This window comes from Paenirhodobacter sp. CAU 1674, from assembly GCF_029222945.1.
In the GTDB taxonomy this organism is placed as follows: domain Bacteria; phylum Pseudomonadota; class Alphaproteobacteria; order Rhodobacterales; family Rhodobacteraceae; genus Rhodobacter.
Genome location: NZ_JARHUH010000006.1, coordinates 99,947 through 118,031 on the forward strand (window position 1 = coordinate 99,947; position 18,085 = coordinate 118,031).

General features: G+C 64.5%; 15 protein-coding genes. 2 read left to right on the plus strand and 13 right to left on the minus strand.

The genetic code is table 11. From position 1 onward, the window contains the following. Window positions 1-30: 30 nt before the first annotated feature. The 9 genes from P2G62_RS10105 to P2G62_RS10145 all read right to left on the minus strand — a co-directional run bounded on the left by P2G62_RS10105 (window position 31) and on the right by P2G62_RS10145 (window position 9,881). Window positions 31-1,830: an acyl-CoA dehydrogenase gene (locus P2G62_RS10105; RefSeq protein ID WP_275734771.1), complete on the minus strand. Its 1,800-nt coding sequence runs from the start codon at window positions 1,828-1,830 to the stop codon at window positions 31-33. Between the two features lie 16 nt (window positions 1,831-1,846). Continuing rightward, window positions 1,847-2,755: an FAD-binding protein gene (locus P2G62_RS10110; RefSeq protein ID WP_275734772.1), complete on the minus strand. Its 909-nt coding sequence runs from the start codon at window positions 2,753-2,755 to the stop codon at window positions 1,847-1,849. Continuing rightward, complete coding sequence (locus P2G62_RS10115; RefSeq protein ID WP_275734773.1) at window positions 2,755-3,513, minus strand: electron transfer flavoprotein subunit beta/FixA family protein; 759 nt, start codon at window positions 3,511-3,513, stop codon at window positions 2,755-2,757. Before P2G62_RS10115 ends, P2G62_RS10110 begins: the two co-directional genes overlap by 1 nt. 54 nt (window positions 3,514-3,567) lie before the next feature. Then, the gene (locus P2G62_RS10120) at window positions 3,568-4,491 is read right to left on the minus strand and encodes a branched-chain amino acid ABC transporter permease (protein ID WP_275734774.1); all 924 of its coding nucleotides are present in this window, start codon (window positions 4,489-4,491) and stop codon (window positions 3,568-3,570) included. 11 nt (window positions 4,492-4,502) lie between these two features. Then, window positions 4,503-5,393, minus strand: coding sequence for a branched-chain amino acid ABC transporter permease (locus tag P2G62_RS10125; protein ID WP_275734775.1), 891 nt, complete (start codon window positions 5,391-5,393; stop codon window positions 4,503-4,505). A 72-nt stretch (window positions 5,394-5,465) separates the two neighbouring features. Further along, window positions 5,466-6,671: an ABC transporter substrate-binding protein gene (locus tag P2G62_RS10130; protein WP_275734776.1), complete on the minus strand. Its 1,206-nt coding sequence runs from the start codon at window positions 6,669-6,671 to the stop codon at window positions 5,466-5,468. A gap of 37 nt (window positions 6,672-6,708) precedes the next feature. Next, window positions 6,709-7,461: an ABC transporter ATP-binding protein gene (locus P2G62_RS10135; RefSeq protein ID WP_275734777.1), complete on the minus strand. Its 753-nt coding sequence runs from the start codon at window positions 7,459-7,461 to the stop codon at window positions 6,709-6,711. Beyond that, the gene (locus P2G62_RS10140) at window positions 7,458-8,216 is read right to left on the minus strand and encodes an ABC transporter ATP-binding protein (RefSeq protein WP_275734778.1); all 759 of its coding nucleotides are present in this window, start codon (window positions 8,214-8,216) and stop codon (window positions 7,458-7,460) included. Before P2G62_RS10140 ends, P2G62_RS10135 begins: the two co-directional genes overlap by 4 nt. 24 nt (window positions 8,217-8,240) lie before the next feature. Further along, window positions 8,241-9,881, minus strand: a complete 1,641-nt coding sequence (locus P2G62_RS10145; RefSeq protein ID WP_275734779.1) for an acyl-CoA synthetase — start codon at window positions 9,879-9,881, stop codon at window positions 8,241-8,243. A gap of 188 nt (window positions 9,882-10,069) precedes the next feature. Between P2G62_RS10145 and P2G62_RS10150 the strand changes: the two genes are divergently transcribed. Further along, window positions 10,070-12,079 carry a PAS-domain containing protein gene (locus P2G62_RS10150; protein WP_275734780.1) on the plus strand — a complete coding sequence of 670 codons (2,010 nt, stop codon included), beginning with the start codon at window positions 10,070-10,072 and terminating at the stop codon, window positions 12,077-12,079. After that, window positions 12,076-12,789, plus strand: a complete 714-nt coding sequence (locus P2G62_RS10155) for a response regulator transcription factor (RefSeq protein WP_275734781.1) — start codon at window positions 12,076-12,078, stop codon at window positions 12,787-12,789. The genes P2G62_RS10150 and P2G62_RS10155 overlap by 4 nt, the downstream gene beginning before the upstream one ends. Before the next feature lie 30 nt (window positions 12,790-12,819). Here P2G62_RS10155 and gyrB read toward each other — a convergent pair whose 3' ends face one another. The 4 genes from gyrB to dnaN form a co-directional block, all read right to left on the minus strand. Next, the gene (gene gyrB / locus P2G62_RS10160) at window positions 12,820-15,270 is read right to left on the minus strand and encodes a DNA topoisomerase (ATP-hydrolyzing) subunit B (protein WP_275734782.1); all 2,451 of its coding nucleotides are present in this window, start codon (window positions 15,268-15,270) and stop codon (window positions 12,820-12,822) included. Window positions 15,271-15,351: 81 nt separating this feature from the next. Beyond that, window positions 15,352-15,789 carry a VOC family protein gene (locus tag P2G62_RS10165; RefSeq protein WP_275734783.1) on the minus strand — a complete coding sequence of 146 codons (438 nt, stop codon included), beginning with the start codon at window positions 15,787-15,789 and terminating at the stop codon, window positions 15,352-15,354. Then, window positions 15,789-16,847, minus strand: a complete 1,059-nt coding sequence (gene recF / locus P2G62_RS10170) for a DNA replication/repair protein RecF (RefSeq protein WP_275734784.1) — start codon at window positions 16,845-16,847, stop codon at window positions 15,789-15,791. The genes P2G62_RS10165 and recF overlap by 1 nt, the downstream gene beginning before the upstream one ends. Window positions 16,848-16,899: 52 nt before the next feature. Next, window positions 16,900-18,018: a DNA polymerase III subunit beta gene (dnaN, locus tag P2G62_RS10175; RefSeq protein ID WP_275734785.1), complete on the minus strand. Its 1,119-nt coding sequence runs from the start codon at window positions 18,016-18,018 to the stop codon at window positions 16,900-16,902. Between the last annotated feature and the right edge of the window lie 67 nt (window positions 18,019-18,085).

Here is an 18,085-nt window from a genome sequence, read left to right on the forward strand (position 1 = left end):
CCTCGTCATCGGAGGGCGCGGTGCGTTCGATCAGTGCGCCACCCCCAGATCGGCGGGGCTCAGCGCCAGAATGGTCTCGGCACCCTGCGTCACCTGAGCATGCAACGCCTGCGCCTGCGGGAAAACCTGCGTTCTGTAGAATTCTGCAATTCGCAGTTTCGAGCGCAGGAATGCCGCAGCGTCACCGGCGTCGATTCGCGCCTGCGCCGCCAGCGCCGCATCCGCCATGGCCCAGGCGCCCAGGCAAATGCCCGACAGCTCCAGCATCGCAGCGGCCGCGGCCTGCGGCAGCAGCGCGTTGCGCGCCCCGCTGTCCAGCAGCCATTGCGTCGCGCTGTCCAGCATGTCGGCGGCCTGGCCCACCATCGCTGCCTGCGCGGCCCAATCCAGCGCATCGCCCGTGGCCGTCGCCAGCCGCTCCTGCGTCGCGCGCAGATCAGCGATCAGTTCGGCCATTGCCCGGCCCTTGTCGCGCGCAATCTTGCGCCCGATCAGATCCAGCGCCTGAATGCCGGTGGTGCCTTCGTAGATCGTGGTGATCCGGGCATCGCGCAGATGCTGTGCCGCGCCGGTTTCCTCGATATAGCCCATGCCACCATGCACCTGCACCCCCAGCGAGGCCGAGACATTGCCCATCTCGGTGGACCAGCCCTTGACCACCGGGATCAGCAGATCAAGCCGCCGCTGTGCCTTGGCCGCGGTCTCGGCATCGGGGCTGCGACTGGCGACATCCGCCGCCGCCGCCGCGCGATAGGCCAACACCCGTGCGGCCTGCGTGCGCGCCTTGATCAGCCCCAGCATCCGCCGCACATCAGGGTGCGCGATGATCGCGACCGACCCTTCGACCCCGGCCTGACCGCCCTGCTTGCGCTCGGCTGCATAGGCCACGGCGTGCTGGCCCGCGTGCTCGGCAATGCCGATGCCCTGCAGACCCACGCCCAGACGCGCGCTGTTCATCATCGCGAACATGTATTGCAGGCCCTGATGCGGCTGCCCCACCAGATAGCCGATCGCCCCGCCATTGTCGCCAAAGGCCAGCGTGCAGGTCGGGCTGGCGTGGATGCCCAGCTTGTGCTCGATCGAGACGCAGCGCACATCGTTGCGCGCGCCAAGGCTGCCATCCGCGTTCACCATGAACTTCGGCACCACGAACAGCGAGATCCCCTTCACCCCCGCCGGTGCATCGGGCAGACGCGCCAGCACCAGATGGATGATGTTCTCGGCCATGTCATGTTCGCCGTAAGTGATGAAGATCTTCTGCCCCGAGATCCGGTAATGCGCGCCCTCCGGCACGGCCTTCGAGCGGATCGCCGCCAGATCGGACCCGGCCTGCGGTTCGGTGAGGTTCATCGTGCCGGTCCAATGGCCCGAAACCAGATGCTCCAGATAGGTCTGCTGCAGGCTTTCATCGGCATAATGCGAGATCGCCTCGATCGCGCCCTGGGTCAGCAACGGGCACAGCTGGAACGCCGTATTCGCACCGTTGAACATTTCCTGAATGCAGGCGTTCACGGCGGCGGGCAGGCCCATGCCGCCATGTTCGGGCGCGGCGGTGGGGCTGTTCCAGCCCATCTCGACCAGTTGGCGATAGGCCTCTTTCCAGCCCGCGGGCGTGGTGACCTGCCCCGCGTCAAAGCCCAGACCGGCCGCGTCGCCCGTGGGGTTGAGCGGCGCCAGAACCTCGCCCGCGAATTTCGCGGCTTCTTCCAGAATCGCCGAAACCGTGTCGGGCGTGGCATCCTCCAGCCCCGGCAGGGCCGACAGATCGGCCAGACCGCACAGCTCTTCGAGCACGAAAACCATGTCTTGCAACGGTGCCTGATAGCTCATCTCTGCTCTCCTGCGATCAGATTTTCTGGGTCAGTTCCGGGACAGCCTGGAACAGGTCTGCGACGAGTCCGTAGTCTGCGACCTGGAAGATCGGGGCTTCTTCGTCCTTGTTGATGGCGACGATGATCTTGCTGTCCTTCATCCCCGCAAGGTGCTGGATCGCGCCCGAGATGCCGCAGGCGATGTAGAGCTCCGGCGCCACGACCTTGCCGGTCTGCCCGACCTGCCAGTCGTTCGGTGCAAAGCCCGAATCCACCGCCGCGCGCGACGCGCCGACAGCGGCGCCGAGCTTGTCGGCCAGGCCCGCGATCAGTGCGAAATCGGCCTCGCTGCCCACGCCGCGGCCGCCCGAGACCACGATCTTCGCCGAGGTCAGTTCCGGGCGGTCGGAGGCCGCCACCTTGTCCTCGACCCAAGTGCTCAGGCCCTTGTCGCCGACCGCAGCCGCGGCCTCGACCGGGGCCGAACCGCCCGCGCCCGCCGCCTCGAAAGCCGTCGCGCGGATCGTGGCAACCTTGATCTTGTCCGAGGATTTCACCGTCTGGATCGCGTTGCCCGCGTAGATCGGGCGCTCGAACGTGTCGGCATCGACCACGCCGATCACATCCGAGATCACCATCACATCCAAGAGCGCGGCCACGCGCGGCAGCAGGTTCTTGGCATCGGCCGTCGCCGGGGCCACGATATGGGTGAAGCCACCGGCGAGCGACACGACCAGATCGGCCAGCGGCTCGGCCAGGCCATGCGCATAAGCCGCGTCATCGGCGGTCAGCACCTTGGCCACGCCATCGAGCGCCGCGAACGGCGCCGCATCGACGCCCGCACCGGCCACCAGCACCGTCACCGGGCCCATCTTCTTGGCCGCGCTCAGCGCCTTGGCGGTCGCGTCGAGGCTGTTCACTTCAGCAATCAGAAGAACCGACATCACAGAACCCCCGCGTCTTTCAGTTTCGCCACCAGCTCGTCGACCGAGCCCACCTTGATGCCAGCCGAACGGCCCGCCGGTTCGGCGGTTTTCACGACGCTGAGGCGCGGCGTGACATCGACGCCGTAATCGGCCGCGGTCTTTTCCTCGAGCGGTTTTTTCTTGGCTTTCATGATGTTGGGCAGCGAGGCATAGCGCGGCTCGTTCAGGCGCAGGTCGGCCGTCACGATCGCCGGCAGCTTGACCGAGATCGTCTGCAACCCGCCATCGACCTCGCGCGTCACTTTCGCGCTGTCGCCGGCAATCTCGACCTCGGAGGCAAAGGTCGCCTGACCCCAGCCCAGCAGCGCCGCCAGCATCTGGCCCGTCGCGTTCATGTCATTGTCGATCGCCTGCTTGCCCGCGATCACCAGGCCGGGGGCCTCGTCAGCCACCACTTTCGCCAGGATCTTGGCCACCGCCAGCGGCTCGATATCCTGATGCACGTCATCGGCGGCCACCACCAGGATCGCCCGGTCCGCGCCCATCGCCAGCGCCGTGCGCAGCGTTTCCTGCGCCTGTTTCACGCCAACCGAAACCACCACGATCTCGGACGCGGCGCCCTTCTCTTTCAACCGGATCGCCTCTTCAACGGCAATCTCGTCGAACGGGTTCATCGACATCTTTACGTTCGCAAGATCGACACCGCTACCGTCCGCCTTCACACGAACCTTCACGTTATAGTCGATCACGCGCTTGACCGGGACCACGATTTTCATCGGTTGAGACTCCATTCAAAGGCAGTGCGCCGGGCCCGAAGGCCCGGCGTCAGATCAGAAAGAGCGGCGGATGAAGGCGCGCAATTCGCCCACCACACCGCGCCGGAAAGACAGCACACAGGTCACGAAGATCACCCCCAGCACCACTGGCACCCAGGCCGCGAACGGCCCCGAGGCGAGGTAGTTCTGCAGCGCGATGATGATACTGGCGCCGACCGCGGGCCCCGCGATGGTGCCAAGGCCGCCCAGCAGGGTCATCAGCACGACCTCGCCCGACATGTGCCAATGCGCATCGCTGAGCGAGGCAAGCTGGAACACCACAGTCTTCGTGGCCCCCGCCAGACCCGCCAGCGTTGCCGACAGCACAAAGGCCAGCAGCTTGTAGCGTTCGATGTCATAGCCCAGCGAACGCGCGCGATCTTCGTTATCGCGGATCGCGCCCAGCACCTGACCGAAGGGCGAATGCACGGCGCGCGCGATCAGCAGGAAGCCGCCCAGACAGATCGCCAGCACGAAGAAATACATCGTGCGGTCGTTGCTCAGGTCGAACATGCCCAGCGCCATGCCGCGCGGCACACCCTGCAACCCGTTTTCACCGCCGGTGAAGGGCGCCGAGATGAAGAAGAAATAGGCCATCTGCGCCATCGCAAGGGTGATCATCGCGAAATAGATCCCCTGACGGCGGATCGCCAGCAGGCCGATCGCCAGCCCCAGCAGGCCTGCGCCCGCAGTGCCCGCCAGAATGCCCAGTTCGGTGGGCAGCCCCCAAGCCTTGAGCGCGTGGCCGGTGAAATAGGCCGCGCCGCCGAAGAACGCCGCGTGACCGAAGCTCAGCAGCCCGCCATAGCCTAGGATCAGGTTGAAGGCCGAGGCGAACAGCGCAAAGCACAGCAGCTTCATCAGCAGCACGGGATAGACCACGAAGGGGGCCGCCAGTGCCAGCGCAAGAAGGATCAGGTATCCGAAGGTCTTTTTCATTTCAAACTCCTTCACGCGGTCTTGCCGAACAGCCCGGCCGGACGCAGCACCAGGACGATGGCCATGACGAGGAAGATCACGGTCGAGGAGGCCTCGGGCCAGAACACCTTGGTCAGCCCTTCGATCACGCCCATGCTCATGCCGGTGATGATGGCGCCCATGATCGATCCCATGCCACCGATCACGACCACGGCGAAGACGACAATGATCAGGTTCGAACCCATCATCGGATTGACCTGCGTGATCGGCGCGGCAAGCACCCCCGCGAAGGCCGCCAGACCCACGCCGTAGCCATAGGCCAGCGTCGTCAGCAGCGGCACGTTCACGCCGAAGGCCTGCAGCAGGCGCGGGTTTTCGGTGCCCGCGCGCAGATAGGCGCCGATCTTGGTGCGTTCAAACAGGTACCAGGTAGCCAGGCACACAGCGAGCGAAGCCACGACGACCCAGCCGCGATACCAGGGCAGGAACATGAAGCCCAGATTGACGCCGCCCTGCAGTTGCGAGGGCGCGGCATAGGGAATGCCCGAGGCGCCGAAGATCTTGACGAACACGCCCTCGATCACCAGCGCCATCCCGAAGGTCAGCAGCAGGCCGTAAAGGTGGTCGATCCCCGCCAGACGGCGCAGAAGCACGCGTTCGGCCAGAATGCCGATGGCGCCGACGATGACCGGTGCCAGGATCAGCGCGCCCCAATAGCCGATGCCCAGATACTGGGTCAGGCCCAGCGTGGCGAAGGCGCCCAGCATGTAAAGCGCGCCATGCGCGAAATTGACGATGTTCAGCAGGCCAAAGATGACGGCCAGGCCAAGCGATAGAACCGCGTAAAACGCGCCGTTGATCAGGCCCAGCAGCAACTGGCCGAAAAGCACTTGCGGGGGAAAGCCCAGCAGATCCGTCAGCATAGGGTGAATCCTTGTATCCTTTGCCGGAGACGCCACCGGGAACCTTGCGGCCCCCGGTGGATGCATCTCGCATTACTTCGTGGGGCAGGTGCTTTCAGAGAGAGGGCCGAAAGCCTCTTCACCGGGGATAGTGCGCACGATCTTGAGGTAATCCCACGGCCCGGAGGATTCGGCCGGGGATTTGACCTCTGCGAGATACATGTCGTGGACCATGCGGCCATCGGTGCGCAGCACGGCGTTATGGGCGAACATGTCTTCGACAGGCATTTCACGCATCTTCGCAACGATGATGTCGGTATCGTCCGAGCCGGTAGCCTCGATCGCCTTCAGGTAATGGCGCACCGCAGAATAGGTGCCCGCCTGAATACCCGTCGGCATCTTGCCGGTCTTGTCGAAGAAGCGTTTGGACCATTCACGGGTCTCGTCGTTCATGTCCCAATAGAAGCTGACGGTCATCTGCAGACCCTGCGCGGTTTCAAGGCCAAGCGCATGCACGTCCGACAGGAAGACCAGCAGACCGGCGATCTTCTGGCCGGCGTCGACGATGCCGAATTCCTTGGCCGCCTTGATCGCGTTGATGGTGTCGCCACCTGCGTTGGCCAGACCGATGACCTTCGCGCCCGAGGCCTGCGCCTGCAGCATGAAGGACGAGAAATCCGAGGCCGGGAACGGATGCTTGACCGACCCCAGAACCTTGCCGCCCGCAGCCTCGACCACTTTGGACACGTCGTTCTGCAGCGATTCACCAAACGCATAATCGGCGGTCAGGAAGAACCAGCTGTCGCCGCCCTCGGCCACGACGGCCGAACCGGTGCCCACGGCCATCGCGCGGGTGTTATAGGTCCAGTGCAGGCCGGTCGGGATGCAGGCGTCGTTGGTCAGCGGCGAGGATGCCGCGCCCGACACCAGCGCAATCTTGTTCTGCTGCTTGGCGACTTCGAACACCGCCATCGCAACCGAGGTGGTCACCAGTTCCGCGAAAGCGTCGACATTCTCGGTATCGCCCCACTGACGCGCCTTGTTGGCCGCGATGTCGGCCTTGTTCTGGTGATCGGCCGAGACCAGCTCGATCGGGGCGCCGGCCACGGTGCCGCCGAATTCCTCGATCGCCATTTCGGCGGCGGTCACGGTGCCCGGGCCGGCCACGTCCGAATAGGTGCCCGACATGTCGGTCAGCAGGCCGATCTTGACCACGCCGTCGCTGATTTCAGCGCTCGCACCGCTGGCCAGCAGGGCCAATGCCGAGGCGCTGGCTGCAAGTTTCTTGAACAGTTTCATAAAGTTCCTCCTCGTTGGTCGTGCTCTGGCGCCCTCCTCAGACGCTCAGATATTCGTCAAAGATGTGCTGTTTGCTCTCCAGCTCGTCGTGATTGACGGTCGCCACGATCTTGCCGTGGTCCATCACGAAATGCCGGTCGGCCAGGGGCGCGGCGAAGCGGAAGTTCTGTTCGACCAGAACCACGGTATAGCCGCGGGTTTTCAGCGCGATCAGCACCTCGCCCAGCTTGTCGACGATCACCGGGGCCAGCCCTTCGGTGATCTCGTCCAGCAGCAGCACATTGGCGCCGGTGCGCAGGATGCGGGCCATCGCCAGCATCTGCTGTTCGCCGCCCGACAGGCGCGTGCCCTGGCTGCGGCGGCGTTCGGCCAGGTTGGGGAACATCTCATACAGTTCCTCGACCGACATGCCGCCTGCTGCCACGCGCGGCGGCAGCATCAGGTTTTCCTCGACCGACAGACGCGAGAAGATGCCGCGTTCCTCGGGGCAATAGCCAACCCCCAGATGCGCGATCACATGCGGCTGGGCGTGGATCACCTCTTCGCCCTTGAGCATGATGGAACCGGTGCGATGCCCGATCAGCCCCATGATCGCGCGCAGTGTCGTCGTCCGCCCCGAGCCGTTGCGGCCCAGCAGCGTGACCAGCTCGCCCTGATAGACCGTCAGGTCGATGCCGTGCAGCGCGTGGCTTTCGCCGTAAAACGCGTGCAGGTCCTGAATCCGCAACTCTTCGATGCGTTCGGACACATGCTGCCCGCCGAGTTCGTGGTTTTCGATCACCGCGCTCATGCCGCTTTCCCCATGTAGGCTTCTTTCACCCGCGGATCGGCGGACACTTCGGCATAGGTGCCTTCGGTCAGCACCGCCCCGCGCTGCAGCACCGTGATCGCGTCGCACAGCGTGGACACGACGCCCAGGTTGTGTTCGACCATCAGGATCGTGCGGTTGGCCGAGACCTTGCGGATCAGTTGCGTCACCAGTTCCACATCCTCGCGGCCCATGCCCTGCGTGGGTTCATCCAGCAGCATCATTTCAGGATCGAGCGCCAGCGTGGTCGCGATTTCCAGCGCGCGCTTGCGGCCATAGGGCAGATCGGCCACCACGGCGTCGGTGAACCGCTCCAGCCCGACCATGGCCAGCAATTCGTCGGCCCGGTCGTTGAGCTTGTGCAGGCTGCGTTCGGACCGCCAGAAATGGAACGAGGTGCCCAGCTTGCGCTGCAGCGCCACGCGCACGTTTTCACGCGCCGTCATATGCGGGAACACCGCCGAAATCTGGAACGAGCGCACCACGCCCATGCGCGAAATCTCGGCCGGTTTGGCAGCGGTGATGTCGCGCCCGTTGAAGGCGATGGTGCCGCGCGTCGGCGTCAGGAATTTGGTCAGCAGGTTGAAGACCGTGGTCTTGCCCGCGCCGTTCGGCCCGATCAGCGCGTGGATGGTATGGCGGCGGATGCGCAGATCCACGTCGCTGACCGCGGTGAAGCCCTTGAATTCCTTCGTCAGGCCCCGGGTTTCCAGGATGAAATCGTCAGGTTTGTTCATGATACTCGCTCTGCGGACGGGGGCTCATTCGGGCCCGTTCAGCGCGCGAGCCTGATCGCGCAACACGAATTTCTGCACCTTGCCGGTCGAGGTTTTCGGAAGCATCCCGAAGACCACGCTGCGGGGCGCCTTGAAATGCGCCATGTGCTGGCGGCAAAAGGCGATCAGCTCGGCCTCAGTCAGATCCTGCCCCGGCTTCAGTTCCACAAAGGCGCAGGGGGTTTCGCCCCATTTGGGATCGGGGCGCGCGACGACGGCGGCCTCCATCACGGCGGGGTGCTTGTAAAGCACATCCTCAACCTCGACGGACGAGATATTCTCGCCCCCCGAAATGATGATGTCCTTCGAGCGATCCTTCAGTTCGACATAGCCATCGGGATGCATCACGCCCAAGTCGCCCGATGCGAACCAGCCACCGTTGAACGAGTCATCCGTGGCCGAGGGGTTCTTCAGATAGCCCTTCATCACGTTGTTGCCGCGCATGAAGATCTCGCCCATCGTCACACCGTCAGCGGGCACCGGCTCCAGCGTCTCGGGGTTGGCGACCATCAGACCCGACAGCGCCAGGTTCTTGACGCCCTGCCGTGCCTTCAGCCGCGCGCGTTCCTCGGGGGCGCGGTCGTTCCACATGCCCTTCCAGGCGCAGACGACCGAGGGACCGTAGGTTTCGGTCAGCCCGTAGACATGCGTCACCTCGACGCCCATCGCTTCCATCTTCTCGATCACCGCGGCGGGCGGAGAGGCCCCGGCGGTCATCACCTTGACCTGATGGCTGAAATCCTTCAGCGCGTCGGGCGCGTTGGCCAGCATGTTCAAAACGATCGGCGCGCCGCAGAAATGGGTGACCTTCTCGGTGCGGATCGCTTCGAAGATCGGCTCGACCCGCACCGCGCGCAGGCAGACGCAAACGCCCGCATTGGCGGCGATCGTCCAGGGGAAGCACCAGCCGTTGCAATGGAACATCGGCAGCGTCCAAAGGTAGCGCGAATGATGCGGCATGCCCCAGGTCATGATGTTCGACATCGCATTCAGCGCAGCGCCGCGGTGGTGATAGACCACGCCTTTCGGGTTGCCGGTGGTGCCCGAGGTGTAGTTCAGGCTGATCGCATCCCATTCGGTCGCCGGGGGAACATAGGCAAAGGCGGGATCGCCCTCGGCCAGAAGCGCATCATAGGTGACCGATCCGATCCGGTGGCCGCCCTCATAGCTCGGGTCTTCGATGTCGATCACCAGCATGTCGCGGCGGCCGCTGATCTTGACGGCCCGCTCCACCACATCGGCGAATTCCGGGTCGACGAAGACGGCCTTTGCCTCGGCATGGGCCAGGATGAAGGCAATCGCCTCGGCATCCAGACGGGTGTTGATGGTGTTCAGGACGGCGCCGGTCATCGGCACGGAAAAATGCGCCTCGAACATCTCGGGGATATTGGCGGCGACGATGGAAACCGTGTCGTCCTTGCCGATCCCGCGCGCAGACAGGGCGCTGGCGATGCGGCACATCCGCTCATAGGTTTCGCCCCAGCTGCGGCGCAGATCGCCATACACGACTGCGGTCAGTTCCGGGTAAACCGCCGCCGTGCGCTCGGCAAACGACAGGGGCGTCAGTGCGGCGTAATTGGCCGCAGTCACATCCAATCCACTTTCGTAGATGCTGTGTTTATTCATGCTGTAAGTCCTCCGGTGCGACACAGATCCCCTCCGATCCGAGTCAGCGCTTCGAACTTACGCATGGTGATATTGCTTAATTTTCCATCAATTGTATCCAATTGTGACATTCCGGGAATTACCCTTGGGAAACGCGCAGGCCTAGCGCATCGTAAGGGCCGCTACCCATCTGCCGTCTGGATCACACCATGCACGACACATCATCGGACCCTGGGCTTTCGGACCTTGTGCTGCAGGGGTTGGGGCAACTTGAACAGGGAATCACGATCTTCGATTCCCAGCTGCATCTGGTGGCATGGAACGCGCAGTTCCTTGAAATGTATGGATATCCTGCGCGGCTGGCATTTCAGGGCGCCGAGTTTTCCAGCTTCATCCGCTACAATGCCGAACGCGGGGAATACGGGCCGGGCGACCACGAGGCGCAGGTGGCCGAACGTGTCGCCACCGCCCGGCGCTTCGAACGTCATCAGGTCGAACGGCTGCGTCCGAACGGGATGATCCTGCAGGTCACCGGCACGCCGCTGCCCGGCGGCGGGTTTGTGACGACCTATACCGACATGACCGCGCGCCGCAATCAGGAGGCCCGTCTGCAGGAACTGGTGAACGAACGCACCCATGCCCTGCAACTGAGCGAGGCGCGGCTGAAACTGATCGCCGACGAGGTGCCCGCCGGCATCGCCCATATCGACCGCGACCTGACCCTGCTGTATGCCAACAAACGCTTTGCCGCGGCCTATGGCCGGCGCCCCGAAGAGGTGATCGGCCTGAACGCCGCCGAGGTGCTTCACCCGCGCACGCTGAGCGAATCCGCGAAATTCTTCGAACAGGCGCGGCGCGGTGCGCTGGTCGATTTCGAAATGCGCATCGAGCTGCCGGACGGGCGGATCAAGGACATCCGCACCCTGCTGCGCCCCGAACGGCCCTCATCCGGCGAGGTGATCGCCTTTTACCTGCTGTCGATCGACGTGACCCGCCGCAAGGCCACGATGTCGGCGCTGATGGGGTCGCAAAAGATGGACGCCCTAGGCCGGATGGCCAGCGGCATCTCGCATGATTTCAACAACCTGCTGACCATCATTCTGGGCAATCTGGTGCCATTGGCCGAAGAACTGGGCGATGGCGATCTGGTGTCGGAATACCTGACACCGGCGATTTCGGCAGCGCGGCGCGGGTCGGCGCTGACCCAGCGTCTGCTGACCCTGGCGCGGCGCGAACAATTCGCCCCCGAACCGACTGACATTGTGGGCGCCGTGGACGAGATCTGCACCCTGCTGCGCTCGTCGCTGCCGCGCGGCTTGCAGATCGTGCAGCGCAGTCGCGCACAGGTGCCCGCGGCGGTCGTGGACCGTGCGCAGCTGGAAATGGCGCTGCTGAACCTGGCCATCAATGCCAAGGACGCGACCGAGGGCAAGGGCCGCATCCTGATCGAAATCGCGCCCTACGATCTGCCCCCGGAAGAGGCCGACCTGCTGCATCTGCCCGCCGGGCCCTATGTGCGCATCCTGTTTTCCGACGATGGCTGCGGGATGTCGGCCGAACAGACCGAACGGGTGTTCGAACCCTTCTACACCTCGAAGGCGGCGGGGGCCGGGTCGGGGCTCGGGCTGTCGATGGTCTATGGCTTCGTCAAGCAATCGAACGGCGCGATTGCGGTGCAGTCGACACCCGGGCAGGGCGCGACCTTCACCATCCTGCTGCCCAGTGTCGAACTGACCGCCCCACAGCCCGCCGACCAGCCCGGGCCCGCAGCGGGCCCCGTAACAGCGGTGGACCCGGACGCGCCGCTGCCGCTGATCCTGCTGGTCGAGGACGATCAGGACGTGCGCCGCACGATCCGCCGCAAGATCGCCGCCATCGGACACCCGCTGATCGAAGCGGACAATGCCACCGAGGCGCTGCACCTGCTGCGCCGGATCGACGCGGTCGGGATTGTGCTAAGCGACATCGACATGCCCGGCGAAATGGACGGCTATGCGCTGGCACGGCGGATCGACAGCGACTATCCAGACGTCAGCGTTCTGCTGATGAGCGGTCAGGCCAGCCTGAGCGCGCGCGACAGTTCCGGCACAACCGGCGTGCCGCTGCTGCGCAAACCGTTCAGCGATGCGCAACTGGCCAACGCGCTGGCACAGGTCTGCCCGGCGCCGCGACAGACAGACCTGGCGAAAGCCCCGGGAAGGAAAGATCTGGCACAATGACGACGCTGGTTTATCTGCTGGAAGACGATCTGGACATCAGCCGCCTGATCGAACGCAGCCTGGCCCAACAGGGCATGACCACCCGCGCCTTCCGGCGTCTGGCCGAATTCGAACGCGAACTGCGCCGCCAGACGCCCGACCTGTGCCTGATCGACCTGTCCTTGCCCGATGGCGACGGGCTGAGCCTGATCAACGGCAATGCCCTGCCCGACACCATGCCGCGGGTCATCGTGACCGGGCGCGGATCGGTGACCGACAAGGTGGTCGGGCTGGAAATCGGCGCGGATGACTACATCACCAAACCCTTCGAGCCGCGCGAACTGGTTGCCCGGCTGCGCGCCGTGCTGCGCCGCAGCCGCCGCACACGGGCGACCGCCGGCGAAAGCACCCGCGAAATCGCCATGTTCGGGGACTGGACCGCCGATCTGACCGCCTGCACGCTGATCCATACCGACGGGCGCAAGGTGACGCTGAGTTCGTCGGAAAACAGCCTGCTGGAAGCGTTCCTGCGCGCGCCAGGGCGGGTGCTCAGCCGCTCCAACCTGCTGGATGCAACGCAGGGCCGATCCAACGAGCCCTTCGACCGCAGCATGGACGCCCGGATCTGCCGCCTGCGCCGGAAGATCGAGAAAAGCCCCAAGGACGCCGAACTGATCCGCACCGTCTATGGGGCCGGCTATATCTTCACTGCAGATGTGGACTGGCGCTGAGCCCGGGGCGCGGCCTGCGCCCCGGTTCGCTCAGAAATCGAGGTTTTCGACACTCAGCGCGTTTTGCTGGATGAACTCGCGGCGGGGTTCGACCACATCGCCCATCAGCTTGGTAAAGATGTCGTCGGCTTCGGCCACATCCTCGATCCGCACCTGCAACAGGGTCCGCGCCGCCGGATCGAGCGTGGTTTCCCAAAGCTGCTCGGGGTTCATCTCGCCCAGGCCTTTATAGCGCTGCAGCGTCAGGCCCTTTTCGCCTTCCTGCAGGATCGCAGCCAGCAGTTCCAGCGGCCCGTGGATCAGTTGCTCGCGATCCTTTCGGATCAGCCTGGCGGGGGTGTCATACACTTCTTTCAACGTGTCGGTGTGCTGCGCCAGACGCCGCGCCTCGCCCGAGCGCAGAACCTGACCGTCCAGCAGACGGGCCTCTTCGACGCCGCGCAGGCTGCGCGTCAGGCGCAGGCCGTGGTCCTGCGTCGGTCGACCCTGCCAGCCGCGTTCGTATTCCAGCGCTACCAGATCCAGCCGCGCGGCCACCGCATCGGCCACCGCCTGCGCATCGGCATCCAGCCGCCCGGGTACCAGCGCGCCCGCGATCGCGGCCTGTTCCAGAATGCGCTGCGGGTAATGCGTGGGGAAGGCCTGCAGGATGCGGCGCACCACGCGGGCCTCTTCGACCAGCCGTGCCAGATCCTGCCCGGCGATTTCACTGCCATCGCCCAACCGCAGCAGCGCACCCTCAACCCCCTGATGGATCAGGAAATCTTCAAGCGCGGCCTGATCTTTCAGATAGACCTCGGACTTGCCGCGCGCGACTTTGTACAGCGGCGGCTGCGCGATATACAGATAGCCCGCCTCGATCAGTTCGGGCATCTGCCGGAAGAAGAAGGTCAGCAGCAGCGTGCGGATGTGGGCGCCGTCGACGTCCGCATCGGTCATTATGATGATCTTGTGATAGCGCAGCTTGGCCAGATTGAATTCGTCGCGCCCGATGCCGGTGCCAAGGGCCGTGATCAGCGTGCCGATCTGGTCGGAACTCAGCATCCGGTCAAAGCGCGCGCGCTCGACGTTCAGGATCTTGCCGCGCAACGGCAGCACGGCCTGGTTCTTCCGCTCGCGCCCCTGTTTGGCCGACCCACCGGCCGAATCCCCTTCGACGAGGAAGACTTCGGACAGGGCGGGGTCTTTCTCTTGGCAATCGGCCAGTTTCCCGGGCAGCGAGGCCACATCCATCGCCGTCTTGCGCCGGGTCAGCTCGCGCGCCTTGCGGGCGGCTTCGCGGGCCAGCGCCGCCTCGACGATCTTGCCGACGATCTGCTTGGCCTCGGCGGGGTGTTCCTCGAACCACTCGGCCAGCTTTTCGTTCACCAGGTTTTCGACCGCGGGCCGCACCTCGGACGAAACTAGCTTGTCCTTGGTCTGGCTGGAAAATTTCGGATCCGGCACCTTGACCGACAGCACGCAGGTCAGGCCTTCGCGGGCATCGTCGCCGGTGAAATCGACCTTCTCTTTCTTGGCGATCCCCGAGCTTTGCGCATAGGCGTTGATGGTGCGCGTCAGCGCGCCGCGGAATCCCGCCAGATGGGTGCCGCCGTCGCGTTGCGGGATGTTGTTGGTGAAGGGCAGCACGTTTTCATGGTAGCTGTCGTTCCACCACATCGCCACTTCGACACCAATGCCGCGCACCTCACCGACCATATAGATCGGCTCTGGCATCACCGGCGATTTCGAACGATCCAGGTATTTGACGAATTCCTTCACGCCGCCCTCATAGAACAGCTCGCTTTTCAGCGGCTCGGCGGGGCGTTCGTCTTCCAGGATGATCCGCACCCCCGAGTTCAGGAAGGCCAGTTCGCGCAGACGCGTTTCCAGCGTCTTGAAGTTGTAGTCGAGGTTCGAGAAAGTGCCCTCGGGGTCATGCGTCTTGGACGACGCCATGAAGCGCACCTCGGTGCCCTTTTCGCCGGGGGCATCGCCGATCTCATGCACATGATCCGTGCATTCGCCCTTTTCGAACTTGGCGTAATAGATCTTGTCGTTGCGCCAGACGCGCAACTCCAGCCAGTCGGACAGCGCATTCACCACCGACACGCCCACGCCGTGCAGACCGCCCGACACCTTGTAGGCATTGCCGCCCTCGTCAGTGTTGTTGAATTTGCCGCCCGCATGCAGCTGGGTCATGATGACCTCGGCGGCAGAGACCCCCTCTTCGGGGTGCAGATCGACCGGAATCCCGCGCCCGTTGTCACGCACCGAAACAGAGCTGTCGGCGTGAATTTTCACATGCACATAGTTGGCATGGCCCGCCAGCGCCTCGTCGATACCGTTATCGACGACCTCATACACCATGTGATGCAGGCCCGAGCCATCGTCGGTGTCGCCGATATACATGCCAGGCCGTTTGCGCACAGCCTCCAGGCCCTTGAGAACCTTGATGGATTCGGCGCCGTATTCAGCTTTCTTCGGGGTGGTCTCGGTCATGCCTGCCTGTCCTGTAAATCACTGCCGATTTATAGGGGGTCGGCGCGGCAATGTCACGCCAAAGACACAAGATTTGGGGGCTCAGCCCGGGGCCGGGATCTGCAACGTGCCATCCGCCGTCAAGGGCCAGAACGGATTCATCGCCACCTCCCAGACGTGGCCGTCCGGGTCGGCGTAATAGCCCGAATAGCCACCCCAGAAGACCGCCTCGGGCGGCTTGAGCCCCTGCGCCCCCGCCGCCAGCGCGGCCTGATAGGCGGCGTCGACCTCGGCCTCGGTTGCGAAGTTCTGTGCCAGTGTGATCGCGCCGGTTCCCAGCTCCGCTCCCGGCCGGCCCTGATCCGCCGCCAGATCGGCGCGCCCGAACAGGCCCAACACCAGCCCGGCCATCTGATAGAAGACCACCGCCGCTTCGGCCTGAACCGGCACCCAGCCGAGGGCCTCGTAGAAGCGACGCGCGCGTGCAATATCCTCCACTCCCAGCGTGATCAGCGTGACGCGTTGCACAGGATAGGCCATCACTCCACCCTTTCGGTTACGACCGAGGTGCCCGCCACTTCGGTCACCTCGAAATACTGCCCCCGAGGGCCAAGGCTTTCAAACAATTCCGCGCCGGTGCCGGTCATCACGACCTGCGCCTCCAGCGCGCAGATTTCATTATAGAGCGCCGCGCGCCGCGCGCTGTCCAGATGGGCCGCGGCCTCGTCCAGCAGAACAACGGTGTTTTCGCCCTTCAGCGCCCGCGCATTGGCCAGGATCAACGAGATCAGCAGCGCCTTCTGCTCGCCTGTCGAACATTGCGCGGCGGGCACATTCTTTTCGGCGTAAACCGCAGCCAGATCGGCGCGATGCGGGCCTTCCAGCGTGCGCCCCGCCGCCATGTCGCGCCGCCGTCCTTCGACCAGCGCCTGCGCCAGATCGGCAGGCCCCGCGTTTTCAATCGCCAGATGCGCGGCGGGAAAGGCGGTCGCCGCGCCCTCTTGCGCGGCGGAAATCCGTGCCAGCGCCTCGGTGCGATGCGCGGCGATCAGCGCGCCTGCCTCGGCCATCTGCCCCTCCAGCGCATGATACCAGCGCGCGTCCTGCACCATGTCCTTCAACAGCCGGTTGCGTTCGCGCATCGCCTTTTCATAGGCAAGGGTGGCTTCGGCATGGGCCGGACAGAAGCTCAGCGTGATCCGGTCCAGAAACCGCCGGCGCCCCTCGGCGCCCTCGATCCACAGCCGGTCCATCGCGGGCACCAGCCACAGCACCCGCAAGATCCGCCCCAAGGCCACCTGCGGCGCGGCCTTGCCGTCGATCAGAACCTCGCGCGCGCATCCCGGCAGCGCCGAAGTTTCCAGTTCATGCATCTCGGTCTCGGCGCGGATTTTCCAGCCCACCGCCTCGGCACGCCGCATCAACTCGTCTGCAGTGGCCCTGCGCAATCCGCGCCCGGGCGACAACAGCGAAATTGCCTCCAGAATATTGGTCTTGCCCGCGCCGTTGGGCCCATAAATCGCCACCGGCCTGCCATCAAAGACCAGATGGGCACGCCGATGCGAACGGAACTGCAAAAGCGTCAGTTCGCGCAGCATCGGCCCCTCTTCTTCTTGGCAAAAATACTCCCGCCGGAGGCGAGCGACCGCGTCACACGCGCATCGGCATCACGACATAGACCGCCGAGGTATCATTCCCCTCGCGCATCAAGGTCGGATCGCCCGAGGAGTTGAACAGGAACACCGCATTTTCGCGATCCACCTGGCTGGCGATTTCCAGCAGGTATTTGGCATTGAAGCCAATTTCCAGCCGTTCGTCGCCATAGGCCACGGCAAGTTCTTCCTCGGCGGCGCCCGCGTCGGGGGCGTTGACCGACAGCACCAGACGGTCTTCGTCCAGACTCAGCTTGACCGCGCGCGAACGTTCCGACGACACCGTGGCCACGCGGTCGACCGCCTTGGCAAATTCGCTGGCGTCCACTTCCAGACGGCGGGTGTTGCCCATCGGAATGACGCGCGTGTAGTCGGGGAAGGTGCCGTCGATGACCTTCGAGGTCAGCGTGATGACCGGGGTCGCGAAGCGCACCTTGGTTTCCGACACCGACACCGCGATCTGCGCGTCGTCGTCATCCAGCAGCTTGCGCAATTCATTCACCGTCTTGCGCGGCACGATGACGCCGGGCATGCCCTGCGCGCCATCGGGCAGGGGCGCGTCGATCCGCGCCAGACGGTGCCCATCGGTCGCCACGCAGCGCAGCACCGGGCCATCCTCGCCGGTTGCGACATGCATGTAGACGCCGTTCAGATAATAGCGGGTCTCTTCTGTCGAAATCGCGAACTTCGACTTGTCGAACAACCGTTTCAGCACGCCTGCCTTGGCCGCGAAATTCGCGGTATATTCCGAGCTGGCCATCACCGGGAAATCTTCGCGCGGCAGCGTAGCCAGGTTGAAGCTCGACCGTCCTGCCTGAATCGTCACACGCCCCGCCGCCGGATCGTCCGACAGCGAAATCAGCGCGCCATCGGGCAGTTTGCGCACGATTTCATGCAACATCACCGCCGAAACCGTGGTGGCACCGGCACGTTCGACCTGCGCGGGGGCCTTGTCGACCACCTCGATGTCCAGATCGGTTGCGCGGAACGACACGGTGTCGCCCTCGGCTTCGATCAGCACATTCGCCAAAATCGGAATCGTGTTGCGGCGTTCGACAACCGATTGCGCTTGGGCGACGGCTTTCAGAAGCGCGGCGCGTTCGATGCTGATCTTCATTTCCATCCCTCACGGCTGCCTTGACGCGGAAAGGTAACACCCTTCCGCGCAGGCTCAAGATTTTTCA

What these genes read in the sequence shown, in the direction of transcription:
- dnaN (WP_275734785.1), bottom strand. Translation starts at nt 18,018, where the DNA reads ATGAAGATCAGCATCGAACGCGCCGCGCTTCTGAAAGCCGTCGCCCAA.
- gyrB (WP_275734782.1), bottom strand. Translation starts at nt 15,270, where the DNA reads ATGACCGAGACCACCCCGAAGAAAGCTGAATACGGCGCCGAATCCATC.
- P2G62_RS10110 (WP_275734772.1), bottom strand. Translation starts at nt 2,755, where the DNA reads ATGTCGGTTCTTCTGATTGCTGAAGTGAACAGCCTCGACGCGACCGCC.
- P2G62_RS10115 (WP_275734773.1), bottom strand. Translation starts at nt 3,513, where the DNA reads ATGAAAATCGTGGTCCCGGTCAAGCGCGTGATCGACTATAACGTGAAG.
- recF (WP_275734784.1), bottom strand. Translation starts at nt 16,847, where the DNA reads ATGCTGCGCGAACTGACGCTTTTGCAGTTCCGTTCGCATCGGCGTGCC.
- P2G62_RS10135 (WP_275734777.1), bottom strand. Translation starts at nt 7,461, where the DNA reads ATGAGCGCGGTGATCGAAAACCACGAACTCGGCGGGCAGCATGTGTCC.
- P2G62_RS10140 (WP_275734778.1), bottom strand. Translation starts at nt 8,216, where the DNA reads ATGAACAAACCTGACGATTTCATCCTGGAAACCCGGGGCCTGACGAAG.
- P2G62_RS10150 (WP_275734780.1), top strand. Translation starts at nt 10,070, where the DNA reads ATGCACGACACATCATCGGACCCTGGGCTTTCGGACCTTGTGCTGCAG.
- P2G62_RS10165 (WP_275734783.1), bottom strand. Translation starts at nt 15,789, where the DNA reads ATGGCCTATCCTGTGCAACGCGTCACGCTGATCACGCTGGGAGTGGAG.
- P2G62_RS10155 (WP_275734781.1), top strand. Translation starts at nt 12,076, where the DNA reads ATGACGACGCTGGTTTATCTGCTGGAAGACGATCTGGACATCAGCCGC.
- P2G62_RS10105 (WP_275734771.1), bottom strand. Translation starts at nt 1,830, where the DNA reads ATGAGCTATCAGGCACCGTTGCAAGACATGGTTTTCGTGCTCGAAGAG.
- P2G62_RS10125 (WP_275734775.1), bottom strand. Translation starts at nt 5,393, where the DNA reads ATGCTGACGGATCTGCTGGGCTTTCCCCCGCAAGTGCTTTTCGGCCAG.
- P2G62_RS10120 (WP_275734774.1), bottom strand. Translation starts at nt 4,491, where the DNA reads ATGAAAAAGACCTTCGGATACCTGATCCTTCTTGCGCTGGCACTGGCG.
- P2G62_RS10145 (WP_275734779.1), bottom strand. Translation starts at nt 9,881, where the DNA reads ATGAATAAACACAGCATCTACGAAAGTGGATTGGATGTGACTGCGGCC.
- P2G62_RS10130 (WP_275734776.1), bottom strand. Translation starts at nt 6,671, where the DNA reads ATGAAACTGTTCAAGAAACTTGCAGCCAGCGCCTCGGCATTGGCCCTG.